General features: G+C 67.0%; 22 protein-coding genes. 10 read left to right on the forward strand and 12 right to left on the reverse strand.

Features of this window, described 5'->3' with window-relative positions:
- Positions 1-421: 421 nt before the first annotated feature.
- Positions 422-3,781, reverse strand: coding sequence for an L-tyrosine/L-tryptophan isonitrile synthase family protein (locus JOF55_RS10610; protein WP_310273038.1), 3,360 nt, complete (start codon positions 3,779-3,781; stop codon positions 422-424).
- A 729-nt stretch (positions 3,782-4,510) separates the two neighbouring features.
- On the opposite strand from JOF55_RS10610, the gene JOF55_RS10615 reads away from it, so the two are divergent.
- Entirely contained in the window at positions 4,511-5,158 is a 648-nt protein-coding gene (locus tag JOF55_RS10615; RefSeq protein ID WP_310273039.1) for a TetR/AcrR family transcriptional regulator, read from the forward strand.
- 151 nt (positions 5,159-5,309) lie between these two features.
- Entirely contained in the window at positions 5,310-5,552 is a 243-nt protein-coding gene (locus JOF55_RS10620; RefSeq protein WP_310273040.1) for a hypothetical protein, read from the forward strand.
- Here the strand turns inward: JOF55_RS10620 and JOF55_RS10625 are convergent.
- The 4 genes from JOF55_RS10625 to JOF55_RS10640 form a co-directional block, all read right to left on the reverse strand.
- Positions 5,549-6,229 (reverse strand): SDR family oxidoreductase, encoded by a 681-nt coding sequence (locus tag JOF55_RS10625; protein ID WP_310273041.1) that lies wholly within the window; start codon positions 6,227-6,229, stop codon positions 5,549-5,551. The two genes, JOF55_RS10620 and JOF55_RS10625, sit on opposite strands and share 4 nt — an antisense overlap.
- A 60-nt stretch (positions 6,230-6,289) precedes the next feature.
- Positions 6,290-6,928 (reverse strand): hypothetical protein, encoded by a 639-nt coding sequence (locus JOF55_RS10630; RefSeq protein ID WP_310273043.1) that lies wholly within the window; start codon positions 6,926-6,928, stop codon positions 6,290-6,292.
- Between the two features lie 626 nt (positions 6,929-7,554).
- On the reverse strand, positions 7,555-7,980 hold the full coding sequence (locus JOF55_RS10635) for a hypothetical protein (RefSeq protein WP_310273045.1): 426 nt from the start codon (positions 7,978-7,980) through the stop codon (positions 7,555-7,557).
- The gene (locus JOF55_RS10640) at positions 7,977-8,270 is read right to left on the reverse strand and encodes an HC3 family zinc finger protein (protein WP_310273047.1); all 294 of its coding nucleotides are present in this window, start codon (positions 8,268-8,270) and stop codon (positions 7,977-7,979) included. Before JOF55_RS10640 ends, JOF55_RS10635 begins: the two co-directional genes overlap by 4 nt.
- A gap of 209 nt (positions 8,271-8,479) precedes the next feature.
- Here JOF55_RS10640 and JOF55_RS10645 point away from each other — a divergent pair, with 209 nt between their 5' ends.
- On the forward strand, positions 8,480-9,319 hold the full coding sequence (locus JOF55_RS10645; RefSeq protein WP_310273049.1) for a helix-turn-helix domain-containing protein: 840 nt from the start codon (positions 8,480-8,482) through the stop codon (positions 9,317-9,319).
- Positions 9,320-9,335: 16 nt separating this feature from the next.
- On the forward strand, positions 9,336-9,530 hold the full coding sequence (locus JOF55_RS10650; protein WP_310273050.1) for a DUF397 domain-containing protein: 195 nt from the start codon (positions 9,336-9,338) through the stop codon (positions 9,528-9,530).
- Positions 9,531-9,575: 45 nt separating this feature from the next.
- On the opposite strand, the gene JOF55_RS10655 is transcribed toward JOF55_RS10650, so the two are convergent.
- Positions 9,576-10,283 (reverse strand): response regulator, encoded by a 708-nt coding sequence (locus tag JOF55_RS10655; protein WP_310273052.1) that lies wholly within the window; start codon positions 10,281-10,283, stop codon positions 9,576-9,578.
- A complete protein-coding gene (locus tag JOF55_RS10660) occupies positions 10,284-12,020 on the reverse strand; it encodes an ATP-binding protein (RefSeq protein ID WP_310273053.1) in 1,737 nt (578 codons plus the stop codon). It abuts the gene before it with no gap.
- 202 nt (positions 12,021-12,222) lie between these two features.
- On the opposite strand from JOF55_RS10660, the gene JOF55_RS10665 reads away from it, so the two are divergent.
- From JOF55_RS10665 to JOF55_RS10675, 3 genes are read left to right on the forward strand one after another with little or no spacing between them, the layout of a single operon-like run.
- The gene (locus JOF55_RS10665) at positions 12,223-13,209 is read left to right on the forward strand and encodes a Bug family tripartite tricarboxylate transporter substrate binding protein (RefSeq protein WP_310273054.1); all 987 of its coding nucleotides are present in this window, start codon (positions 12,223-12,225) and stop codon (positions 13,207-13,209) included.
- On the forward strand, positions 13,206-13,760 hold the full coding sequence (locus tag JOF55_RS10670; protein WP_310273056.1) for a tripartite tricarboxylate transporter TctB family protein: 555 nt from the start codon (positions 13,206-13,208) through the stop codon (positions 13,758-13,760). The genes JOF55_RS10665 and JOF55_RS10670 overlap by 4 nt, the downstream gene beginning before the upstream one ends.
- A complete protein-coding gene (locus JOF55_RS10675) occupies positions 13,761-15,260 on the forward strand; it encodes a tripartite tricarboxylate transporter permease (RefSeq protein ID WP_310273057.1) in 1,500 nt (499 codons plus the stop codon). It abuts the gene before it with no gap.
- Positions 15,261-15,280: 20 nt separating this feature from the next.
- Here JOF55_RS10675 and JOF55_RS10680 read toward each other — a convergent pair whose 3' ends face one another.
- The 5 genes from JOF55_RS10680 to JOF55_RS10700 form a co-directional block, all read right to left on the reverse strand.
- Positions 15,281-16,519, reverse strand: a complete 1,239-nt coding sequence (locus JOF55_RS10680; RefSeq protein ID WP_310273058.1) for a CynX/NimT family MFS transporter — start codon at positions 16,517-16,519, stop codon at positions 15,281-15,283.
- A 221-nt stretch (positions 16,520-16,740) separates the two neighbouring features.
- Positions 16,741-17,409: an isochorismatase family protein gene (locus JOF55_RS10685; RefSeq protein ID WP_310273059.1), complete on the reverse strand. Its 669-nt coding sequence runs from the start codon at positions 17,407-17,409 to the stop codon at positions 16,741-16,743.
- Positions 17,410-17,452: 43 nt separating this feature from the next.
- Positions 17,453-18,238, reverse strand: coding sequence for a 2,3-dihydro-2,3-dihydroxybenzoate dehydrogenase (locus tag JOF55_RS10690; protein WP_310273061.1), 786 nt, complete (start codon positions 18,236-18,238; stop codon positions 17,453-17,455).
- Positions 18,239-18,298: 60 nt separating this feature from the next.
- Entirely contained in the window at positions 18,299-19,519 is a 1,221-nt protein-coding gene (locus JOF55_RS10695; protein WP_310273063.1) for a 3-deoxy-7-phosphoheptulonate synthase, read from the reverse strand.
- Positions 19,516-21,507 (reverse strand): anthranilate synthase family protein, encoded by a 1,992-nt coding sequence (locus JOF55_RS10700; protein WP_310273064.1) that lies wholly within the window; start codon positions 21,505-21,507, stop codon positions 19,516-19,518. Before JOF55_RS10700 ends, JOF55_RS10695 begins: the two co-directional genes overlap by 4 nt.
- Before the next feature lie 564 nt (positions 21,508-22,071).
- Between JOF55_RS10700 and JOF55_RS10705 the strand changes: the two genes are divergently transcribed.
- From JOF55_RS10705 to JOF55_RS10715, 3 genes are read left to right on the forward strand one after another with little or no spacing between them, the layout of a single operon-like run.
- A complete protein-coding gene (locus JOF55_RS10705) occupies positions 22,072-23,340 on the forward strand; it encodes an aspartate kinase (RefSeq protein ID WP_310273066.1) in 1,269 nt (422 codons plus the stop codon).
- Positions 23,341-23,391: 51 nt separating this feature from the next.
- Positions 23,392-24,213 (forward strand): 2-amino-3,7-dideoxy-D-threo-hept-6-ulosonate synthase, encoded by an 822-nt coding sequence (locus JOF55_RS10710; RefSeq protein ID WP_310273067.1) that lies wholly within the window; start codon positions 23,392-23,394, stop codon positions 24,211-24,213.
- Positions 24,214-24,266: 53 nt separating this feature from the next.
- Positions 24,267-25,370 carry a 3-dehydroquinate synthase II family protein gene (locus JOF55_RS10715; RefSeq protein ID WP_310273068.1) on the forward strand — a complete coding sequence of 368 codons (1,104 nt, stop codon included), beginning with the start codon at positions 24,267-24,269 and terminating at the stop codon, positions 25,368-25,370.
- Positions 25,371-25,766: the final 396 nt, after the last annotated feature.

The raw sequence follows: 25,766 nt of genomic DNA on the forward strand, positions 1-25,766 counted from the left end.
GACCGAGGAACCGCCCGGTGACCGGCGATCGGCATGCCGTGACCCCCGACCGCGGCAAGGCCCATCGCCGGTCACCCCCGACCGGTGATCCGCCGGAGATACGTTCGACCGGCAAGCCCGGAACAATTCCACAGTGAGCGTTCTCGACGGGATGGCTCTGCTTTCCGCTGCCGTCGCGGTGTGGCCGTCGTGACCGCGATCTCCAGACTTCCGCGGGCCGGTGCTGACGTTACTCCCCTCCCCCGACCGGTATCGGCCTGCGGATTCCACCTCTCCGATGTCCGTTTTCCCCGAGCCGAGTGGACATCGGAGGTTGGACGGCCCCGAGTGCCCGTTTCCCCGGGCGGGCACTCGGGGTCCTTGTACCGGCGTTGTGCGTTTCCCGCACGAAATCGCACAACGCAGCAGGCCGCACGAGCCACTACTTTCGGCGGAGACGAGCACGGGCGGCGAATTCCTCGTCCAGTCGCATCCCGCCGATTCGATCCCCGCCGATTTGCTCCGCTGAGGAGCAGAGACGAGTGTACTGGGCGGGAACCATCATCCACGGTTGCCTGCGTCCCAGCAGCGGGGAATACACCGGCACGAACCCCTGATCGATGAGTGAGACGGCGAAGTCGACCGCGACGTGCCCACGCTGATCGAGCGTCCCCGTGCCCTGCCAGGGCAGCAACCCCGAACCACCGAGGTAGGTGAAACCGCACTTGCCCGGGGCCGCCGCGTTGACCGTGAGCCGAACACGGTCGGGAAACAGGTCGTCATAACCGAGTGCCTCGTCGGTGCGCAACGTGGCCAGATAGCGAATCACGTTGTGCCAAGCTCGGCGTAGCACCGCCGTCCTCGCCTGCCGGACCTCGAGCGAGACACCACCGTCGGTGAGGTTGTAGATATCGGCGTAGACCAGGCGCGACCACGCGAGTCGATCCACGGTGCCGGGTGCGGGAACGGGCACCGAGTACACCATGGACATCAATATCTCCCGGAACATGCCGAGTGATCGCGCGAGCAACGCGGCGTTCGGACCGCTCACTGCGCACGCGAATTCGGTAACGGCGTCCAGGGTGCGCAGTGGTTTGTCGGTGATGTCGAAATGACGCAGCGCGGTGTTGAGCAGGTGGCGATGCCGCATGAACAGCGCCGTGCGCTCCCTCTCCAGGCCCGCACCTCGCCGTTGCCCGGCCACCGCGTCGATCTCGGTGATCGACGTGCATCCGTCCATACCGGCGAGTTCCAGATACTGGCGAAGTTTTCCGCAGTAGGCACCGGTGGCCGAAGCCGGTCGAGGCCGGAAGTGGCGTCCGTCGGTGAGGATGTTGAAGTGCAACCCCGGTGGGTACACCCACCGCACCGCGCTCTGGAGTTCCCGGAGCCGGACCAGCGCGCCGAGCTCGGCGAGGTCCGGCAGCGGGCCGAAGGCCTTCAGCCGGCTGAGGGACTGTTTGATGGGGAAACCGAGCAGCACCACCTCGATCGGGCTGCCTCGCTCCAGAAACGGGGCAGCATCACGGTGCATGTCCGTCACCCGGTAATTCGACCGGGATCCCTTCAGGAACTGCTTGCGCGTGAACAGGTGGTGCAGTTGTCGCACCGTACGGTCTCGTTCTTCGACGTCGGCCGGAATCCCGGATTCGGCCGGTGACTCGGAACCGGACGTGAATTTCGTGCGCGCCCGCCGTGCCGCGCGCTCGGCCGAGCGATCGGTGTCGGCCACCAGAGCATCCACGATGGCCAGCGATTCGTCCGCCGTCAGGTGAACCGCCCACCGCTGGGCCGAGCGATTGCTGCGAAGGGCGGGAACCTGTACCTCTTCCAAGGAGTGCGCATGGGACAGCGTGGCCGTGCGGTGTTCCGAGGCCGCCGTCCCGGCACGTGGCCGGGGCGAGGTTTCGAAGGTGGCGATCACCGGCGCTGCGTCGGCGGCCGACTGATCCGACCTGCGCGCGGTCGCCATCCCGGGGATCTCCACCGCGACGGCCAGCGCTCCGGAAAATTCCTCGGTCATCGCGAGGCGGTGGGCGGGTCTGTCGTCGAACACGGCGACGAGGTCGATGTCGTCGAGTGTGCGGAGCAGCTGCGCCTTCAGTTCCGAGCTCGACCGGGAATGGTCGTCGGGCATGCACAGCAGCTCGGCATCCGGTACACCGGCCGTGTCCAGCACCTCCCGGGTGTATCCGCGAACATGCCCGCGACGACCGGTGCAGAAAACGACCCGGCCACCGGCATCGTGCACATCCCACACGAACCGTGCGAGGCCCGCGTTGACGGTGTCGGTCCGCAACTGCTCCCCCGGCTGTGCGAAAGCCCGGAAGAACTCGGTGTGGACCCGTCGCCAGTTCACCGCCGGGTACTTCGCGGCCAGTCCGCTGATCTCGACGAAGTTGCACCAGGCCGAACGCACATAGGCCGGGAGCACGGACAGCGATGTCGGCTGTGCCAATTCCTCGATCCCGTTCGGCGCGCCCGCACGAGGACCGGAGACCGCCCGTGCGGCATCGAGAGTGCGCTGCAGCGGGACGATCCCGCACAGGTCCAGGTCGATGACCACGGTGGGCTTCGGCCGCTGCGGTTCCCAGCGGCGGAGACGGGTGCGTTCCTGCACGGTGTGCAGTACCCGTTTGAGGATCTCGTCCTGCTCGGTGGGCACGGTGTGGACGAAACACTGCAGGGGATGCTCGCCGGAGAGCACGTCGGCGGTGTGTGCCTCCAGATGCCGCAGTTCCTCGGCGATCACCCGGTTGACGCCCGCACGCACTGCGGCTTCCGAGTAGTCCCCGCCCGGGGTCCTGCCTGCCGGGGTGCTGCCTGCCGGGGTGCTGCCTGCCGAAAGACTCCCGTCCGGGGAACTGCGGAATCCGGCACTGAGCGTGTCGAGTGTGTCGGCGAGCGCCCGAACACCCTCCCGCACCTCGGCGGCACCGAGTCGGCCCGCCTGGCGTACTCGCGCGTGTTCCGTGACCACGATCCTGCCGGTGGCCTGCAGTTCCGGCGAGAGTTCGAATCCGATGCCGTGCCCGTGCAGCGCGAGCAACCCGATGTGATGGTTGTCCAGGGCGAGCCGGAACGCGCGCAGCGGTGGCCGGATGAAGTGTTCGAGGAAGTAGGCGAGTTCGTCCTCCCGATGCTCGAACCGGTTTCGCAGAACCTGGTGCAGCAGGCCCCGCGCCAGGCCGGGAACCGGATTGATCAGGTCGGGCAAGCCGACCGCGATCGTGCCGCCGGGATAGCCCGGATGTGGCGGGGCAGGTGGGGAATGCGTGCGGGATTCCGGCGGTGTCGCGGGCGCGAATCGCGTCGCGCAATGCATGCGCAGGAGGGAATCGGTCTCCACGGCAGCGGCGAAACGCGACCACTCGTCGGACGGCACCCGCCACGTCCCGCCGTGCGTTTCCGTGCCGGTACCCACCACTCCGGTGTCCATCACCCCGGTACTCGTCACCTCGATGGCTGCCGTGCCGGGTAATCGCCCCTGCAGTGAGCGGGCAAGGTGATCCAGCCAGCCCTGATCGTAGCTACGCCGTGTTCGCCGTAGCCGGATCAGCATCCGGTACAGGTCCGACCAGGTGGGTTCGGAGCCGAGTGGTATCCCGGTTCCGGTGCCGTCCCCGGAGAGGAACACCCGACCGGAGTGACGTATCAGCCGCAACCCGTAGTCACCATTGCGCAGGAGTGCGTTGCCCACATCGAGTCCGAGGGGATTCGTCCCGGCAGGCACCACCGGCGAGCCGGATCGGAAACCGTTGTATCTGCTGCTGCGCACGGAGGAGTTTTCGTACTTGCCCACGTCCGGTTCACGGCGCAGGCCCAGCTCCGTGCATGGTTCGATGGGATGTGACCTCAATGCTGCGGTGCCGCCGAGTCGAGACGGGTCATCCTGCGACGGCGAAGCGTGGACGGACTCCTCACCGATGCCTCGCGTGGTCCGGGCGAAGCGAGCTCCACATCCGACCGGGCACGAGAACCGGCCACACGGCCTGCGGGAGGACGAGCCGCGATACCCGGAGTCGGTGCCCACAAGGGAAGCACAACATGGAAAGGGCCGGAAAAACGAGAGTCGACACGGAGGTGACTCACAATGACGTCGAAAACCCGGATCACGCACACCTTGATCACGCTAGATAGCTACCATGCGCGCGGGCAATGTGACAGTACGCATGTGATGCGATGATCATCTCACCCGAGCGAGAAAGATCTTTCTCGACCAGGTGACCCGCTGCCGTGGCGGCACTCCGCGCTCGCGCGGGGAGCCCGCTCGAACGAACAACCCGACCGGCTGACACACGCTCGGCCGCTCCAGGCAGCACGCTTTCGGTATTCGGGCGAAACTGGAGAGAACGCGGCATGCTTGACGGTCCACGAGCTTTCGGGCTCACGGTCCGGCGGTACACGAGCCCGAACTTGCGCGAAAACACCGGTTCGTGAGCGTCCGACTCGCCCCGCCAAGCACGTCCCCAGTGATACAGCACGGTCGTGGTCCTTCACGATGGACCTCGGACACGATCAAGGAGTCACCTTGCCCACCGAAGTAGCCCCCCTGCGACGCAAGCCTGTTCAGCAGCGCAGTGCCCAGCGCGTCGAGAAGATGCTGGAGGCCTGTGGCCGGCTCATCGACGAGGTGGGCTACGACGGATTAACGACAACGCTCATCGCCGAACGAGCAGGCGTCGCGGTCGGCTCGCTGTATCAGTTCTTCCCGGACAAGCGGGCCGTCGTGCAAGAGCTGACGTTGCGCAATCTGGACCGGTTCGTGCAGAGCGTGTCCGACCGGTTCGAGCGGTCCGAGCTCGTGCACTGGTGGGACGCGGTCGACACGGTCTTCGACGTGTACATGACGATGCATCGCGAGGTTCCCGCCTTCAGCCGCCTGCACTTCGGCGATGTGGTCGATCTGCGGCTGCTCGACGACAGCAAGGACAACAACGCGGTCATCGCCGACAAGCTCATCGAACTGATCGCCGAGCAGTTCGGGATGAGCTCCGCAGAACTGAGTCTTCCCCTGTCGGTGGCGGTCGAAGCCGCCGACGCGGTACTGCATCTGGCGTTTCGGCGCGACCCTGCCGGCGATCCCGCGCTGGTGGCCGAGGCGCGCGAGCTGGTGCGGGGGTACTTGTCGAGCCGGATCCCCGAAGGTCATCCGAAGGACTTGCCCGCGCCCCGGTAGCAAGCCTTCTCGGCCACGTCGATGCTGGTGGGGATGCCCCGAGAGGCAATCGATCTCGACATCCACGCCATGCGCAGCGGCGATGCCCTCGAGTGGCGCGGTGGACGTCTCTCGCATCCGTTCGCGGGCCGTGTCCGAGAACGTGCGCACGGTGGCTTCGAAGGTCGCGGTTTCCGGGATGACGGTCGAGGAACTCGCCGGCCACGGCGAATCGACGTCGGCGCCGGTTTCGACTCGTTTACCACTGGACAGGCGACTGAACGAACTCGTCGGGCGTGGGGTGAACGCGGTCCGCCCCCGCAGCCTGTGGGCCGGGGCCGACATCGACCCCGGCCTCATGAGCGGCCGCGAGATGTGCGATCGGTTCGCAGCGGCCCTGCGGAAAACCGCCTAAGCGGTACCCGGCTGATCTTGCTGCCGAACCTGCGCCTGCACGGCGTCGGCGATCGGGGTATCCCCGTTGACCAGTTCCAGGGCACGGTGTGCCGTATTCGGCTCGTCCAGGAGTGCGACGAGCACGGCGGCGACGTCGGCACGCGTCACCTCCGCTCGGCCGACCGAATCACCGAGCGTGATCCTGCCGGTGGCGGGATCGTCGGTCAGCCGTCCCGGACGCAGGATCGTCCAATCGAGGTCGCGCGCCCGCAGGTCCTCTTCGGCGGCTCGCTTGGCATCGAGGTAGGCACCGAACACCTCGCCGACATCCGGTGGATTCGGCTGCGCGGTCCCCATCGAGCCGACCTGCAGAAACCTGCGCACCCCCGCGCGTTCGCACGCCTGAGCCAGCAGGACCGAACCCGCACGGTCCACTGTGTCCTTGCGTGAAACACCGCTGCCGGGACCTGCGCCTGCGGCGAAGACGGCCGCATCCGCTCCCGGCAGGTAGCCCGCGAGCGCATCGGCGTCGAGGTCTTCCAGGTCGGCCACCACCGGCGCGACACCATCGGAGTTCAGGTCCTCGGCCTGCTCGGGGTCGCGAATCAATCCGGCCACCGAATCACCCCGGCGCGCCAGCAACCGCCCGAACTCGCGTGCGATCTTGCCGTGCGCGCCCGCCACCACTACTCGCATATGGCCAGCGTATAAGGAGGTCTTTCCGGACGCCGTGTCGGTGGCGGTCAGCGACGGCTGTCAGTGGCGGCTGGGCGCCGGAGCCTCACAGGCGAGCAGTTGCTCGTAGGCGACCTCGCTGACCCAGCGGGACACGGCGGTGGGCTCGGCGGGCGGTGCATCCTCGAAGGACCGTCCCTCCAGTTCCACCCGCACACCCTCGGCATCGGCGCTCAGCACCGCCACACCGAACTGGCGGGCACGGATCAGGCAGTTCGAGACGAAGTCCCGGGCGTCGCTGACGGACCTCGGCACCACGATCGCGGTGCTGGTGAATCGGGCGAATGGGACGGCCGCCGTCAGTGCGCTGCGCCAATGGCGTGCGGGAGCGAGCACACCGGTCACTCGCGCCGCAGGCGGCGGCACCCGGTCGATCATCTCCGGCCACACCCAGGTGGCGACCTCGGCGCGATCGAGCACGGGCGCACTGCCCACACACAGACGTTCGGCATGCGCATCCGGCACCAGCTCGGCGACCGGCACCACGCGACGGCCGAGCAGTTTCATCGGTGACAGAACACTGCCCGGCCAGCCCAATGGCTCCACGGCCAATTCGGCGAGTTCGCCGACGGATGCGGGCAGTTCGAGCGAGGGCTGGATCTGAGTGGTACACAGGCGGACGTCGTTGTTGATCACGGCACGTCCCGGCGTTGCGGTCACTGTTGTGCGCCTCCTCGGTACACGGTTGCTCCCACAGCGCGGCGTCGGCTTCGACAACCGCCGTCGACGGCGAGCGGCACTGCTGCCGGGGAGCATTGATCTGCGCTGGAGGCCCGCTGCCGGGCCTCGCTGCGGCACGATCCGACTAAAACAGCTTCACGTCGGTTCCTCCCCGTTCAACAGGCACTTCTGCGATCGGCGGCCATGAGGCGTCGGTGGCCGGTCGACGAGCGGTTCACGGACTTCGGTCCGGCGATGCGCCATTCAGGTGATCCATGTGGGGCAACGGCACGGTCGGCGCCAGAAACGCGCGAACGGCGATCTCTGCTGGTGCATGGTCATCAGCACTTCGGAGCCGGGCCGCACTTACCAAAAAGACGGTGTGGAGTTCACAGCGGAATTCCACACCGTCCGGGCTCTACGCCGGGCGCGTGTCGAGCGATGACCAACGGTCACCAACCCGGCAGAGGCACGGTCGGCGCCTACGTTCGCCACTTTAGCGCAATGCGCTACCGGGTGGCAGCCGTACAACGCATGGAGCTAAGGCGATCGAAACCACGACTCCGGCTCGGCTGCTGCCCACCGCCGACGCGGTGCTCAGTCCGACCGGTGGCGAAGTCGACCTGTCAGGCAGAGAAGGCGAGGTCGATGGTGAACGGCTTCGGACGGGGCAACAGCCGGTGGCGGCCAACGTATTCGGGCTCGCAGGGGTCCCCATCCGGCCAATCCCCATTCGACCAGTCGCCGTCCGGCCAGTCGATCTCTTCGGGATCCGGTTCCCGCACGGTCGGCCTCGCCGCAGGCAAACGGATTTCGGCTCGAACATCACGGGCTCGGGCATCGTGCCGGAGCGGTGACTCGAATTCCGGGCCAGCGGGCTCGTGGAGTTGCCAGACGCTCAAAGCTCCTGGTCCAGCGTCGGCATGCTGGCCGTGACCACCGCGCAGCGGGATGACACCGGCCACAGCGGTCAGGACAGCGACCGCTCCAAGCATCGACACGACACCGAATCCGGGTGGCGCGATCATGGCGAGCAGAGCTTGCGGACTCATCGCGTCCACCGCTCGGCGTGCTCGCGGGCCAAGCGTTCGCGCGCATGGCGCGCCTCGCGGTCGCGCTCCACGCGCGCATCGCGACGAGTGCATGCCTCGGCCATGCAGACATCGCAGGTCGGTGCCAGCCAGTCCACTTCGGCGAGCTCGACCAGCGTGACCTGCTCACCGCACACCGTGTCCCGTTCCTGACCGGGACGGGGACGCCGGTCCGGCGAGAACGCGTGCCGCTGCCCCTCGACCGGCTGCCACCACACCACCGGGCCTTCCCACTCCACACCGCCATACATCGAAACCACTCCCATCGCGTTCGCCGTTGCCGGAAGACGGCGGTCCCGGTCGGGGGTCGGGGGCGCACACCAGGACCGCCGCCAACGGAAGGATATAAGTGGAATGATCCACTTATCTACTACACGAACGAGTGATCCAGTCTTGATGGCAGAGTCAGAAACTGCGATGTTCATATTCGATCTCCGGCTGATCTCTGGAAGGAACATCGATGAGCGCTCCCACCCCACCTGTGGCGCGGTTGCAACTTGGTCAACTACTCCGCGAGCTCCGGGAGGCCGCCGGTAGAGCACGTGAGGACACGGCGATAAAGCTGGAGTGCAAGACCCCGAAGATCAGCAAAATCGAAACCGGTAGAGCCACGATCGGTCCGGGCGATGCACGCCTGCTGATCGAGCTCTATGACGCGGATGCACAGACCGCCGAGACAGTCCTGCAGCTCGCACGGCAGGCACGCAAGCGCGCACCAGTGCGTGTACCGGACTGGGCACAGCGATTCGTGGCGATGGAAAGCATCTCCTCTGCAATTCGCATCTACGAAGCAGAGTTGATACCGGGCTTACTGCAAACCGAGGAGTACACCCGCGCCGTCACCAAGGCGTTCGACCCTGAACGGGACACCGCCGAGGTAGAGCGCTTGGTCGAAGTCCGTGCCGAACGCCAAGCACTTCTGAACAGCGAAGCCCCACCGCATCTGTGGACTGTCATCAATGAAGCCGTGATTCGCAGACCCGTGGGAGGCGCAGAAATCATGCATAAGCAGCTCCTGCGACTGCGCGAGCTCGCCGACCTCCCCAGGGTCACACTGCAGGTATTGCCATTCACAGCAGGTGCACACGCAGCGATGGGCTCCTCTTTCCACCTGCTGCAGATGCGCGACCCCTCGGAAGCCAAGGTGATCTACACCGAGGACCTGGCCAGCTCCGATTACCTTGATGGACCCGCCCAGATCGAGCGATATAGCCTGGTGTTCGACCGGTTGCAGGTCGCCGCCCTCGGTGAGACCGAGACGGCCGCGATGCTCGACCGGGCGATCCGAGACGGCACGTAACGACAAGAGGTGCGGCATGTCCACGCCCGATCTCTCCCGTGCGAGGTGGCGCAAGTCCACCCGCAGCAACGGCAACGGCGGAGCCTGCGTGGAGGTCGCAGTGACTCCGCGAATCGTGGGTGTGCGCGACACCAAGGATCGCGGCGGCGGCACCCTCGCCTTCGACCGCCGGACTTGGGCCTCTTTCCTGGGCACGCTCAAAGCTTCCTGACGGTGGGGGTTGAAGTTTTAGGGAAAACTTCAACCGCCGCCCCCGTCAGCGGGTCCGCGGTGAACCGTGCTCACCGACCCAGCGGTACCGATGTTCCGGGCGACCTGCCGAGCCGTACCGCATCCGCAGTTCGACGGTGCCGATCGTGGCCAGGTGATCGAGATACCGCCGCGCGCTGACGCGCGAGAGCCCTGCCCTGCTGCCGAGTTCGACCGCGGACAGGTCCGTGTCCGCCGCACGCAGCGTGTCCACCACCAGTTGCGCCGTGACCTGCGACAGCCCCTTCGGCAGACTCGCGGGCGCAGCCGTGGTCTCCTGGGCGCGAAGCAACCCGTAGACGCGGTCGACATCGGACTGCTCGGCCTCGGTCACGGAATCGAGCGCGCTTCTGGCCTCCGCATACCGCTGCAGACGGTCCCGCAGCTCGCTGAAGGGGAACGGCTTCAACAGGTAGTGCACGGCACCCGTCTGCATGGATGCCTGCACCGTCTCCGCATCACGCATCGCCGTGATCACGAGGACATCCAGCGCGTGGGCCGCACCGCGCAGTCGCCGTAGCACCGTCACCCCGGATTCGTCCGGCAGGTAGATGTCCAGCAGCACCAGATCGGGCCGCAACTCCTCCACCATCTCCAGCGCATTCCGCGCGGTGTGCGCCATCCCGACGGATTCGAACCCGTCCAGGGTCTCGACGAGCTTGTGGTGGTTGTGCGCCACCCGAACGTCATCGTCGACCACGAGTACGCGGATCACCTACACACCTCCGGTGATCATCGGCCGGTGTTGACCGGAACCGGCGCGCCCGGGACCTTCCCCGTCCGAGACCCCGTCCGAGACCCCGTCCGGGTCCGCACGATCCTCGGCCACCGGCAACAGCGCGGTGAACACGGCACCCTCGTCATTGTCGGCACGCACCCATCCACCACGGTTACGACAGGTCTGCCGCACCAGTGCCAGCCCCAGACCACCGGTCCCGCCCTGCTGGGCGACCTTGGTGGTGAAACCGGCCCGGAACACCTCCTCCACGAGCTCCGGCGTGATTCCCGAGCCGGAGTCCCTGACCTCGATCAGGTTCGCCGCCATCCCTTCCTCCTGAACCGGACGCACCGACACGCGCACCCAGCCCTGTCCGGGAGACAGCGAGTCCACGGCGTTGTCGACCAGGTTGCCCACCACCAGAATGAGGTCCTCCCGAGCGGTCGTGCCCGGCAACGCACCGAGATCGGTCTCCGGGGCCAGGACGAGCTCGGCATCCCGCTCGCCCGCGGCGGCCGATTTCGCCAGCAGCAGTGCGGCGACGGCGGGGTCGCGCACCCGCGTGGTGAGCTGCTCGGTGAACCGAGCGCGTGTCGCACTGAGTTCGTCGACGAAGGCCCGCGCCTCCTCGTACTCGCCGAGTTCGAGAAGACCGGCGATGGTGTGGATCCGGTTGGAGAACTCGTGTGCCTGGGCGCGCAGCGCATCGGTCGTCGTCCGCGCACCGTCCAGCTCCCGGGCGAGCTGGTCGAGCTGAGTACGGTCACGCAGGGTAACCACCGAACCACCGTCCCGCTTGTCCACACGCACCGGCATCCGGTTCAACGCCAGCACCCGGCCCCCACGCAGCACGATCTGGTCCGCGCCGTCGGCCTGCCCCGCGAGAACATCGTGCAGCCGCTCGGGAAGGCCGAGTTCCTCGAGGTCGCGGCCCTCGACATCGTCGGGCAGGCCGAGCAGTCTGCGGGCCTCGTCGTTGACCAGCGTGATGCGGCCGGACGGATCACAGGCGACCACCCCCTCCTTGAGCGCGTGCAGCATGGCCATCCGGTGCTCGACCAGCGTGCCGATCTCGTCGGCGGCGAGTCCGAAGGTCTGCCGCCGCATCCGCCGGAAAATCAGGTAGGTGCCCGCCGCGCCGACTCCGACCAGCACCACCACGGCACCGACCAGCGCAGGCAGCGTCTCCCACACCTCGTCGGCGACGTCGGCCACGGGGACACCCACCGATACCACGCCGATCACCTCGCCCGAGGTGTCGAGTACGGGAGTCTTCGCCCGCATCGAGCGACCCGTCGTGCCCGTCTGCACCCCCGTCCACGGCCTGCCCGACAACGCGATCGAGGCGTCGGTCGACAGTCGTCCGCCGATCCTGGCGGGAACCGGATGCGAGTAGCGGATCTGACGTTCATTGGCGACGACGACGAAGGAAGCGCCGGTGGCGCGGCGAATCCGCTCGGCCAGCGGAGCGATCGTACGCGCGGGACGCGGATCGTCGAAGGCCTCCCGGATGGCGGGCATGGTGGCCACCGACTCCGCGATCGCCAGCACCCGCTGGGCGTACTGCTCGTCGAGCTGGACACGAGTCTGACGCCACCAGAACACGCCGCTGGCCACGAGCGCAATCACGACGAGGACCAGTTGCAGCGCGAAGAACTGCCCCGCCAGCGACAGCCGACGTGCCCTCCGGTTCCGGTCCGGCACCTGTATCCGGTCGTCAACGATGAGACTCACTCTCCTCCCGGTCGCCACGAGAGTGTGCAACGGGAGACCCCCACAACGTCCAGTGCCCACCCAGAACCGGTCGATCCCCCGTGACCACAACGACCATTACTGCAACTTATGAACACCACGTTCCCCCCGATCGGGTGTGACCCACATCCTGTGGCGCACAGCTCACGGCGGGCTGTCGACGATCGACACGCAGGGAAGGTTCATGAGAGGACGACTGAGCACCATCCTGGCCGCGCTCCTCGGTGTGGTCCTCGTGGGCGCGGCGGTCGCCGACGCCCGTGCGACGGCCGAGAGCGGCACCGGGCCGCGGGACAAGCTGCACCTCATCGCACCGGCCTCCCCCGGTGGCGGTTGGGACACCCTGATCCGGGAGTTTCAGACCGCGGTCGGCGAGCACAACCTGTCCGACACCACCGAAGTACTCAACATCCCCGGCGCAGGCGGCACGATCGGTCTGTCCCGCCTGTCCGGTCAAGCCGGCCGCGGCAACACGCTGATGGCCACCGGTGCCGTCATGATGGGCTCGATCGAGACCACCGAATCGCAGGTCACACTCCGCGATGTCACTCCCATCGCGCGGCTGGCCGACGACTACAGCGCCGTGGTCGTTCCCGCCGACTCGCCGTACCGGACGGTGCGGGACCTCTTCGCGGCATGGCGTGCCGACCCCGCATCGGTCATCGTCGGCGGTGGCTCGGCAGGGGGCACCGACCACCTGCTCACCGGGATGCTCATGGAAGCGGCCGGAGTCGACACCGGCAAGCTCAACTACATCGCCTATCCCGGCGGCGGTGAAGTGGTCGCCGGTCTGCTCAGCGGCGATCTCGACGTCGGAGTCTCCAGTTATGCGGAGTTCGCGGGTCAGATCAAATCCGGTGAGCTGCGCGCGCTGGGCCTGTCCTCCCCCGAACCGCTGGAGGGCGTGAACGTGCCCACCTTCCGGGAGCAGGGAGTCGACGTAGCGCTGGCCAACTGGCGCGGCCTGATCGCGCCACCCGGCATCAGCACCGCGCAGCGCGCCGAACTGGAGAAGATCGCCCGGCAGGTCCACGCCACCCCGCAGTGGCAGAGCGCACTACGCCGCAACGGCTGGAAGGACACCTTCCGAACCGGTGCCGAATTCAGGCGGTTCATCGACACCGAAACCGAACGCATCGCGCGGATCAGTAAGGAGCTGGGGCTGTCATGACCACCTCGCTGCACGAATCCGGACCGAGGACGGACAAACCCACCGATAACGGGGCCCGGTTCCTGCGGGCGGGACGCAGCGAGTTGCTCGTAGCCGCGCTCGTGGCGGGCATCGGTGTGTTCCTGCTGGTGGCGACCGTCCGCATGGATGTGTCCTCGTCCGTCAGTTACCTCGGGCCGCGGTTCTTCCCCGCCGTGGTCGGCACGCTGCTGCTGGCACTGGGCGTGCTGCTCGGCGTGCAGGTGTTCCTCCGCACCCGGCCCGGGCGGGAAACCGCCGAGCACGAGTCCGGGTCCGCTCCCGAGGGAAGCGACTGGAAGCCGCTGGGAATCACCCTGGCGACCCTGGCCGCGCACGTACTGCTGTTGAAAACAGCCGGATGGATCATCGCGGGAGCGCTGCTGTTCTGGGGAGTGTCCTACGCCCTCGGTGGCAGGCGCGTGCTGCGCGATCTGGGGATCTCCGTTGTCGTCTCCTCGGCCGTACAGGTCGCCTTCTCCGCGGGGCTCGGCCTGGTACTGCCGCCCGGAATCCTGGTTGGGGTGTTGTGAGTGGATACTCTGTCCCTGCTCATCGGGGGCTTCAGCGAAGCGCTGACCCCCATGAACCTGCTCTGGAGCCTGGTCGGGGTGGTGCTCGGCACCGTCGTCGGCGTGCTGCCCGGGCTGGGCACCGCCATGGCCATCGCACTGCTCGTGCCGGTCACCTTCCAGCTGGACCCCACCGGTGCCTTCATCATGTTCGCCGGGGTCTACTTCGGCGGCCAGTTCGGTGCGGCCACCACCGCGATCCTGCTCAACACCCCCGGTCAGAGCTCGTCGATGGCCACCGCGTTCGAGGGCTACCCGATGGCCAGGAACCGCCGGGCACCACAGGCACTGGCAACGGCGGTGATCGGCTCCTTCCTGGCCAGCGTCGTCGCGGTGACACTGGTGGTGTTCTTCTCCCCCGTCATGGTGCAACTGGCGGTCGGGTTCGGTCCGGCGGAGTACTTCGCGCTCACGGTGCTGGCGTTCCTGGCCACGTCCGGGGTGGTCTCCGGTGATGTGCTGCGCGGGGTGAGTGCGCTGGGCATCGGTCTGGCACTGGCCCTGGTGGGCATCGACGAACAGACCGGGACGGTGCGCTTCGCGTTCGGCACCACCCAGTTGTTCGGCGGTATCAGCATCGTCGTGGTCACCGTCGGGCTGCTCGCGATCGGCGAAGTACTGCACATGGCCGCCCGGTCGCGGAGCAACCCGGCCACCGAGACGATCACCTCCGGAACGCCCTGGCTGAATCGCCGCGACCTGGGACGGTCCTGGCTGCCCTGGCTCCGTGGTACGGCGGTGGGAGTTCCGTTCGGAGTGATCCCCGCAGGCGGTGCCGAGATCCCGACGTTCCTGTCCTACGGCATGGAGAAGTCGCTGGCCGCTCGTCGCGGAAGCAGCGAGTTCGGCCGGGGAGCCATCGAGGGAGTGGCCGGCCCGGAGGCCGCCAACAACGCGACGACGGCAACCTCCCTGGTTCCGCTGCTCAGCCTCGGCCTGCCCACCTCGGCCACAGCCGCGATCATGCTCGGTGCCTTCCAGCAGTACGGGATACGGCCGGGCCCGCTGCTGTTCACCCAGGAAGCCGATCTCGTCTGGGCACTGCTGGCCAGCCTGTTCATCGGCAGCGTGATCCTGCTGGTGCTGAACCTGCCATTCGCACCGGTATGGGCGAAGCTGCTGCGGATTCCGCGGAACTACCTGTACGCGGGCATCGTCGTGTTCGCGACGCTGGGCGTCTACACGGCGAGGTCGGCGCTGTCCGATGTGGTGCTGCTGTACCTCGTCGGTGCGCTCGGATTCCTGCTGCGCCGCTACGGATTCCCGATCGCCCCGGTGCTGATCGGCGTCATTCTGGGTCCGCTGGCCGAAACCTCACTGCGGCGCGCGATGGCCATGGGACAGGGCGATGTGGGCATCCTGTTCAGCAGCCCCTACACGCTGGGACTGTACGCGATCATGGTCGCGGCGGCGGTGGCCATGATCATCACCCGCACGCGCAAGCGCCGCATCAGCACGTGACGAGGTGGGGCCGACCCGGCCTACTGCGCCGCAGGCTGCTCGGCCTGCGGCGCCTCCTCGCCGACGTGCAGGGGCCGTCCCGCACCGAGGGCGGCAACCGATCCGGACAGGCACACCATCAGCAGCAGGCACAGCGGCACGATCCAGCCACCGCTGACGTCGTGCAGCACCCCCACCAGCAGCGGCCCCAGCGCCGCGAGCAGGTAACCGACGGCCTGCGCCATGCCGGACAGGCGCGAGGCGGTCGCCGCGTCCCCGGCGCGTAGACCGATCACGCTCAGGGCCAGGCCGAACAGCGCTCCCATCCCGAATCCGAGCACCACCGACGCCAGCCAGGTCCACGACAGCGGCGCCACGAAGATCCCGAGCAGTCCCACCGCCGTCAGTGCGAGCAAGCCGATCGCGGGCAACCGCTGATCCGTCCGCCGCCCGACCAGCAGCGGCAGGCACATCGCACCGACCGCCTGCACCAATGTGGACAGCGACAACGCCAGGCCTGCCGCCGTCGCGCCCAGTCCCCTGTCCTGGAGGAGAGTCGGCATCCAGCCGAAGACCACGTAAGCCAGCAGGGACTGCAGCCCCATGAACGCCGTGACCTGCCAGGCCAGCGGACTGCGCACCAGACTGCCCGCCGACGAGCTCGGCACCGCCGAGCCGTTCCGGGAACGTCCCGGTGCCGAACGGCCCAGCGCCGAACGCCACTGAGGCAGCCACACCAGGCCGGTCACCACCCCCAGTCCCGCCAGGACCACCAGCGGTACTCGCCAGTTTCCACCCGCCGCCTGCATGATCGGTACCGCCGTGGCTGCCGCGATACTGCTGCCGAGCGTCAGGAACACCGTGTACAGGGAGGTGACCTGAGTTACCCGGTTCGGGAACTCCCGCTTGATCAGGGCAGGCAGCGCCACATTCGCGATCCCGACAGCAGCACCGACCACGATCGTGCCGCCGAACAGCGTCGCGACACTCGGTCCCGCTCTGAGGAGGCTTCCCACCACCAGCAACGGGACGCACACCGCGATGACACCCTCATCACCCCAGCGGCTCCGCAGCGGCGGGGCGGCGAGCGCGAACACCCCCAGACACACCACCGGCAGCGTCGGCAGGAGACCGGCCAGTGTCGTCGACATGTCCAGGTCGGCGGCGATGTCGGGCAACAACGCGCCCGGGGCCGTGAACGGCGGACGCATGTTCAACGCCAGTACCGCAATGGCCACCAGAAGCCATACCCCGCGACGCCGCATCCCCAAGCGATTCACGCCGACCTCCCGTCGTCCGCCCACCGATCGCCGCGTTCCGGTCCGGCGATCCCGTGCCTCGGTCCGCACCATATGCCGCCGACGACAAGCAGGGCCGCTCCTCCCACGAAGCGAACACGAAAACGACAACAGTGCGGGCCCCACCATCGGCAGGACCCGCACGGGAGAGAACTGCTGGGGCCGACCGCACAGCGCGCGGTGCTATCGGCGGCAGCCCCGAATCACCGCGCCGCGGCCCCGAGTCCGTGATCGGACTTTTCGAGTCCACGCACCAGCTCATCCGTCGTTAACAGCCGGGCGCAGCGTTCGGCCATGTACTCCAGCGCCATGCGGTGGTACTCGGCGGAGAAATCCGCCATGGCATCGGCGACGACGAACGGTTGGATATCCTTCGTGAAGGCGTCGCAGGCCGTCATCAGGCAACCGACATGAGCGTACACACCGCAGATGACCAGTTGATCGCGCCCGCCACGCAGCATGATGCCCTCCAGGTCGGACCGGGCGAACGCGCTGTAGCGCCACTTGGTGAGTACCGTGTCCTCCGCGCGTGGGGTCAGCTCACCCACGATGGCGCGCTGTTGCGGCTCGTCACCCATCCCCGGGCCCCAGACGTCGAGCAGCAGGCCACGTTGTTCCCGCGTCATGTTACCCGGTTGTGCCGTGTACACGACGGGAACTCCCACATCGATCGCCGTGCGGCGGACCTCGTCGCTGTTGTCCACGAGGTCGGTCCTCGGGGACGTGCCCGGTGCGAAGAAATCGACGAAGTAGTTCTGCATGTCGTGGATCAGCACCACGGCGCGTCGCGGATCCACACGCCAGTCGACCCTGCATTCCGGAAGCTCGTCGGTCACCGGCATGCCATAGGGTGTGATCATCGGGATGCTCATTACTGCCTCCTTGTCTCCGGCACGGCGGAATCACCGCGTGCCGTCATGCTCCGAGCGCGGCCCCACCGTCGACGCAGAGTTCTTGCATGGTGATGTGCGAGGCCTCGGACGAGACCAGAAACGCCACTGCGTGCGCGATATCGCTTCCCTGACCGAGCTTGCGCAGCGGAATCCCGACCCGGTAAGCGCAGGGCGAGCCGTCGAGCGTTCCCACTCGGTCGTCATCGCTGTGCCACATCGACCGCAGCATGCCGGTATCCGTCGAACCGGGGGCCACCACGTTGCAGCGGACCCCGGTCGCTGCCAGCTCCAGTCCGAGAGCCTTGGTGAACGAGACGGAGGCGGCTTTGGAAGCCCCGTAGGCCGCCATGTTCATCCGGGGCACGGCGGCGGCATTCGAGGCCACGGTAACGACCGCACCGTCACCGCGAGCCGACATTCGGCGCCCCACCGAACGGCAACAGTGGAAGACGCCCGTCGTATTGACGGCGAACAACGTCTCCCAATCCGAGTCGGACATCTCCACAACGGGCCCCGTACGCAACACCCCGGCGACATTGACGAGGATGTCGACGGGACCGACCGTGCGTTCCAGCCGCTCCACGAACTCTTCGACCGCAAAGCCGTCCGTCACGTCGAGCGGCTCGCCACATACATCGTGACCTTCGTCCCGCAACTGCTTGACCGCGACATCCAGTGCCTCGCCGTCCCGGTCCACGAGTGCGAGAGCCACGCCCCGCTCGGCGAGCTCACGGGCGACTGCCGCACCGATTCCGTGTGCAGCACCGGTGACCAGCGCCAGTCTTCCCGGTGGACTGCCTGATTCCATTGCTCGCCTCCTTGTCTGCCGGCACCCCACACGGCCGTGCGGAGAGATCGGTCGAACGGATCAGCAGCTCGCCCACTGCTCCAGCAGCAGGTGGGCTTGCTCGGGATTCAGCCGGGGATCGCACAGCGTGGTGTAGTGGCGGTACAGATCCTGCTCACCCTCGATGGGGCCGCCGACGCACTCGGTGACCTCATCGGCGGCTACCTCCAGGTGCAGACCGGCGGGGTGCGAGCCGTGAGTGCGCAGGACGGCCTTGGCCGCGAGCGCCTCGGTGCTGATGTCGTCGAGGTAGCGGGTCTTCACACCGTCGGCTGTCTTGGTCGTGTTTCCGTGCATCGGGTCGACCAGCCACACCACGCGGTGGCCGCTCTCGTTCACGGCATCGACGACGGGGGGCAGGGTCTGCTCGACGGCGTCCCGGCCCATCCGGCAGATCATGGTCAGTCTGCCCGGGAGACGGTCCGGGTCGAGCACTTCGCACAGTCGGACGACGTCCGCCGGAGTGGCGCTGGGGCCGATCTTGCAGCCGATCGGGTTGGCCACCGCCGCCAGCAGCCGTACCTGGGCGGCATCCGGTTGCCGGGTGCGCTCACCGATCCACGGCAGGTGGGTCGAACCGAGGTAGCGGACACCTGTCGCGGAGTCGGTCCTGACGAGGTTCGACTCGTAGTCCATGACGAGTGCTTCGTGACTCGACCAGGGGCCATCGGGAACCAGCGAGTCCCGGCGATGCCGATGTTGCCGCAGCCACTCCATGGTCTTGGCACTCGCTTCGTAGGCCCAGACCATCCGTCGAGGGTCATGGTGGCGTGCCGCGGCGGTTGGCGTCTCCGAGTTGACGAGGTGGCCGCGGAAAACCGGGAGTTCCACTCCCTCGTGCCACTCCGTGTCCGACGACCGTGGCTTGGCGAACTGACCACCGAACCGGCCGACCCGAACCACGTCCAGGGCCGTACGCTGCCGCAGCGCATCGGACAGTGAATCCAGTGTGGCGAGTTTCTCCGCCATGTGCGGCGCGGTGCACTCGCCGAAGTTCTCCGCACAGTCACCGATTTGGAGCAGTTGTTCGCGCCCTGCCTCCACCCGCGATAATCGGGCCCGCAGAGCCTCCGCTTCCGACAGGGTCACCAGTGGTTGCTCGCCGGCAAGCCGTGTGGTGGCGGCCGACCACCCGGGGTGACCGCGCCAGGTGGGCTGCTGCTCCGCCGGCAAATTTTCCCACACATCGATCTCTGTGGCCGGACCGGCAGTCTCGATCCGTTCTGTAAGTGGGCTGTTCATCCGGACTTCCCCAATAAGGTGTGGTGTGCATCGTTGGCGCCATGCCGGGTGAAGGTTGCTGCGATCATCTCGCTGAGCACTGCAGGCCCGTCATAAGTGAGCAGTGATTCCGGGTGAAACTGGACCGAACGGAACCACGGTCCACGCAGGGAGTGGATCTCGCCTGTCCCCGGTTCGCGGGTGGCACGCACCGTCTGTCCGATCGAGGGCACGTGGAACAGGTCCCGATCCGACCGGGCGGCGAAGGTGTTGTAAAAACCGACGCGCTCCATTTTGCCGAACAAGTCGATCTCGCGCTGTACGCCCTGGTTCGGGTGCTCCCGTCGGACGAGTTCCAACCCGAGCAACGATGCGAGCACCTGGTGGCCCAGGCACACCGAAAGCATGGGCACCTCTTCGGCCAGAAGCCCCCGAGTGATCTTGCGCAGCGTGGCTATCTTCGTATCGCCTGCATCTCGCGGATCACCCGGTCCTGGGCCGACCACGGCGAGGTCGTAGTCCCCGATCTCGACCGGGCCCTCGTGATACGGGCGGATGGTTACCTCGAGGCCCAGCGACCGGAGCTGATCGCCGAGCATCGCGGTGAAGGTGTCCTCCGCATCGACGAGAACCGCACGCAGACCGACCAGGTTCGGCTGGGTCCGGGTACGCCGCCACGGTTCCTCGAACCAGTAAGGTGCCAACGTCCGGTTGCGCCGCCGCAGAGCGGCGCGCACTTCCACGTGATCGGCAAGCGGCACGCGAAGGGCCGGGTTCGTACCGGCACGAGTCGGGGAGCCGGCCGGGGTCCCCGCCACGCCGATCGCATCCAGCACGCCGGCGGCCTTCGCCCACGTCTCGGCCACTTCGGAGTGCGGCTCGGAGTCGCGGACCAGGGTCGCACCCACTCCGATGTCGAGTTCGCCATCCGGGGTGATGTCCGCAGTACGAATGAGGATCGAGGAATCCAGTGTGCGCCTGCCCCGGTCGTCCCGTCCGAACAGCGCGGCCACACCGCTGTAGTATCCGCGTGCTCCGGGCTCATGCCGTGCAATCACACGGAAGGCGTTCTCGAGTGGACTTCCGGTCACGGTGGGGGCGAACAGGGTACGGCGCAGGATTTCCCGGACATCGAGACTGCTCGTACCGTCCAGGTGATACTCGGTGTGCGCCAAGCGCGCCATCTCCTTCAGGTAAGGCCCCGCCACACGTCCGCCGGATTCGCAGATTCCGGCCATCATCTTCAGTTCCTCGTCCACGACCATGCTGAGTTCGTCGGATTCCTTGCTGTCGGCGAGGAAGCGCACGGCCCCGGATACGCTGGGACCCTCGGTCCCGTAGCGGTAGGTCCCGCTGATGGGGTTCATCGTCAGCGTCCTGTCGGACAGACTGACGTGCCGTTCCGGACTCGCACCGACGAAGGTGCGTGTTCCGAGATGTGCGAGGAAAGTCCAGTATGCGCCGAGCTCGCTGTTCAGCAGCTTGCGGAACAGCGCGAGAGCCGACGAGGCCGTATAGCCCGGGATCGTCGCGGTGAAGGAGCGTTTGATCACGAAATTCGAACCCGAACCGCGACCGATCTCCTCCTCGAGCACGCGGCGGACCACCTCGGCGTACGAGTCGTCATCGATGTCGAAACCCGCGTCGACCAGCTCGGGTTCCTCGTCGGGGAGGCGTGCCATCAGCTCCTCCCCGGGAACCGTGCCGTGGTCATCGACCCGCAGCGCGACGATCGGTTCACCATCGTCGTGGCAGGTGAAACCGCGCTCGGTCACCTGCCGGTACGGCAGGAACGCGAGCAGGTCGTGGTCCGTACTCCCGGGACGTGCCGGCATCGAGGCCGGCGGGAGCTCCAGATCGGCGATCGCTTCGGCCGTCGTGGTCTCCCCGGTGAGTACCTCGACGTCGCCACCCGAGGAGCCCGGCCGATGCAGCAGCGCGAATGCGGGTGGGTCGTCACCCAGGATCCGTTCCAAATGATTCGTACCGTGCAATTCTGGTTGAAGCATGCCCTTCCTTCCGAGAATATTTCGGACACGTTCGTTTCCCCGTAAGCGGTGCGGCGGTTTGCGCGAGGCCGAGCACCGAGGCGACCGCACGATCGAAACATCGCACTGCCGCGATTTTTGAAACCTCGAAGCAGCCGGTTCCGCTTGCCGAGGCGTAATCGGTTCCTCTCGTATTCCTACTCAAGAGTGAATCGCCGAGAGCCGTCGCAGCATCACGTCTTCGCGTGATACTCATGCACGCGCCACCTCACGTGCTCGAGCGTCGCCCCGGCGGACCGGGCCGACTTCCGCATAGCCTCGTCACACCGCACAGACGTCCATAGTGGATCCAATCGATCCACTGAGCGCGTGCTGCGCAGGTCCGGCCGCCGAACCGCCGACGAATCGGAAAGATCCCGTGAACCAGTGATGCCTCTCGAAAGAGTGACGTTGCATGCTCGTCACAGCCGATCCGGACGACACCGGGGGGGACACGGCGGGACCCCGAACGAATGTGGACCTATCGACAACCGCGTTCCCCGGCTACTCCGATATACGCGACCGAGACACTGTGGTGACCGAGTCATGGAAATCGTGGTTCAGAAGTACGGCGGAAGTTCACTCGCGACACTGGATAAGGTCCGGCGAATCGCCGAGGGCGTCGCCGAACGCCACAGGAGGAGCGGACCACTCGTCGTTGTCGTGTCCGCACGCGGCAAGACCACCGACGAACTGCTGCGCCTGGCCCGTGAAACGGGTGGCGGTGCGGCCGGACGCGAGACCGATCAGCTCCTGGCCACCGGCGAGGCCGCCAGTGCGGCGCTGATGGCCATGGCGCTCGGCGCCTTGCGAATTCCCGCCACCTCACTGACCGGTGAGCAGGCCGCGATCACCACGAACGGTCCGCACGGGGCAGGAAGCGTCCGCCAGATCGATACGGACCGTATATCCGGCCTTCTGAAGGAGGGCCAGACCGTGGTGGTCGCCGGTTTCCACGGCATCAACGACGGTGGAGACGTCGTGACTCTGGGCAGAGGCGGCTCCGACACCAGCGCGGTGGCGCTGGCCGCGGCACTGCAGGCCCACTGCTGTGAGATCTACACCGACGTGGCCGGGGTCCACACCTGTGACCCGCGGATCGTGCCGACGGCACGGGTCCTTCCCGAAATCGAGATGGGCGTGATGGCCGAGATGGCGTTCACCGGCGCGAACGTCCTGCACCCCCGCTCCGTCGAACTGGCCGGGGCGCACAACGTCACGCTGCGTGTTCGCGATTCATTCTCCGACCATCCGGGAACGACGATTCTGAAGGGAACCGAATCCGAAATGCTCGAATCCGATGACGCGGTCACGGCCGTGACACACGACCTCGACGTGGCGCGCGTGCTCATCCACGCGGACAACACCGCCGTCAGGAACTCTCCCGGGGTCGATTTCGCGACCAATCTGCTGTCCGTACTGGCCGAGCACGGCACCGCGGCGGACCTCATCGCGCGGTCCGGCCCCAACGAGGACGAGTTCCGGATGGGCTTCACGATGCGCTCCAGCGAGTACCCCGACATCGAGGAGTCGCTTCGGAGCGCGGTAACGCGGATGGGCGGTGTGGTCCGGATCGACGACAACGTCGCCAAGGTCTCGCTGGTCGGCCTGGGACTGCTCAGCCGTCCGCAGGGAACCGCCCGGATGCTCGCCGCGCTGTCGGCGGCGGGAATCAACCCGAGCTGGGTTTCGAACTCGCAGCTACGAACGTCCGTCATCATCCCGCTCAGCCGGGTGGTCCAGGCTCTCGAACTGCTCCATGACGAGTTCGGCCTGGACCAGGAACCGGAACCGAACACGCTGGCCGTGGCTTGAACAGCTACTCCGGCGAATCGGTCGGACACACAACGAGAGAGGAAGAATACGGTGACACGGAATTCATTCGCCCGCGACCTGCGCGTCCGCCGGCTTTTTCGGCGCAGCGACGACAACCTCATGATCGTTCCACTCGATCACTCGATGGCCGACGGACCGATCACCACGGGGACCGGCCTCGACCGTCTCGTCGGTCAGATGGCCCATAACGACGTCGACGCCGTGGTATTACACAAAGGACGGATACGACACGTGGATCACGGGTGGTTCGCGCATACCTCGCTCATCGTCCACCTCAGCGCGAGCACCGCCCACGCCTCCGACCCCGACAGCAAGTACCTGGTAGCCGGAGTCGAGGAGTCATTGCGGCTCGGCGCCGACGCGGTCAGCGTGCATGTAAACCTCGGCTCCGACGACGAGCGGACGCAGATCGCGGACATGGCTGCCGTCGCCGAGGCGTGCGACCGGTGGAACCTACCGCTGCTGGCCATGATCTACCCGCGCGGTCCCCGGGTCGTGGACCCCCGCGATCCGGACATGGTCGCGCACGCGGCGAGTCTCGCCGCCGACCTGGGCGTGGACATCGTCAAGACGATGCATGTCGGATCGGCCGACAAGATGGCCGAGATCGTCGACTCTTGTCCCATCCCGATCGTCGTGGCCGGCGGACCGAAGGCCGCGACCACCGGACACATGCTGTCCTACATCGACGAGGTGATGAGCTCGGGCATCGCCGGGGTGGCCATGGGCCGCAACATCTTCCAGGCCGACGACCCGGGATCCATGGCCAAACTGGTGGCCGACCGGGTCCACAGCGCAACGCCTTCCAGCGTCTCCTCCCATAACGGGAAGCTCACCGTCGCGGTGGGCTGAACCCGTCCGCTCCGCCCGCCCACGCAGGAAAACACACAAGGAGAACACTCGTCATGAAACTCTGCTGGCTCGATGTGCGCCACAACCCCGACGCCAAGGACGCGATCCTGGAGGAGGCCCTGCACCAGCGGGTCGATGGTGTACTCACCTCTTCGGTCGACGACCTGACGGGGTTGCCCCCGACCGTGACCAAGGTGCTGTTCCCGTCCGATGAGAACCTTCCGGAAGGTCTCGAAGCGGCCGACGTGGTCATCGTGCGACCGTCCGTGCACGGCGAGCCCGCTTCCCTGGCCGCGAAGTATCCGGACGTCGACTTCGGGCGCTACGTCGAGATCACCGACTCCGATTCGCTCGAGCTCGCCTCCCAGTCCGCACGGACGGAGCGCTGGAGCGTGCTGTGGTTCCGGGACCCGACCAAGATCCCCCTGGAGATCGTGCTGGCCGCCGCCGACGCGGCCTCGGGCAGCATCGTCACCGAGGTCGCCGACGTCGAGGAGGCCGAGATCGTCTTCGGCGTGCTGGAACACGGCTCCGACGGGGTCCTCATGGCACCGCGAGAGATCGGTGACGCCACCAAGCTCAAGGCTGCGGCCGAGTCCCGGCCCGCCGATCTCGACCTGGCCGAGCTGGAGGTGACCGGCATCGAGCACATCGGCATGGGCGAGCGCGCCTGTATCGACACCTGCAGCCACTTCCACGACGACGAAGGAATCCTGGTCGGTTCGCACTCGCAGGGCATGATCCTGTGCTCCAGCGAGACGCACCCGTTGCCGTACATGCCCACGCGTCCGTTCCGGGTCAACGCCGGGGCTCTGCACTCGTACACGACCTCGGCCAACGAGCGCACCAACTACCTCAGCGAGCTGCACTCCGGCAGCAAGGTGCTGGCGGTCGACTCCAAGGGCCAGACCCGCACCGTGGTCGTCGGACGGATGAAACTCGAGACCCGCCCGCTTCTGTCGATCAATGCGGTGTCCACGGACGGTCGAGAGGTCAATCTGATCGTGCAGGACGACTGGCACGTGCGGGTACTCGGGCCGGGCGGGGTGGTGCTCAACGTGACCGAGCTGGAGGCGGGCACGAAGGTGCTCGGTTACCTGCCCACCGAGAAGCGCCACGTCGGTTATCCGATCAACGAGTTCTGCATCGAGAAGTAACAACACGTCCCGGTGCCGACATCGGTCGGCACCGGGACTCACCACCCGGCCGTGCCGCCGACGACCACCGGCGGCACGGCCGGGTTTTCGTCGTGCAGAACACCGGTACGGGGCCATGTCACCTCGGTTCGCACCCGGGGCAGGGCCGGTGTGAGCGATGTGGTGTCGATGCTGGACAGCACCCCGACACGTCCTGACACTCCAATCGCGAACAGCTCCGCGCACACGACGACCACCCGAGGACAGCAGACGTGGGTCGGCAGCTTTTCGGTGATCCGTCGGGGCCTGTGTGTGCTGCTTCGGCAGGCGTCTTCCCGGAGTTGCCAGGCGTCTTCCCGGAGTTGCGGAGTGGCGGATCAACGAGCTCGCCGGAAACCCGTACTCGCTCTGCATGCA

The organism is Haloactinomyces albus (assembly GCF_031458135.1).
Lineage (GTDB): Bacteria > Actinomycetota > Actinomycetes > Mycobacteriales > Pseudonocardiaceae > Haloactinomyces > Haloactinomyces albus.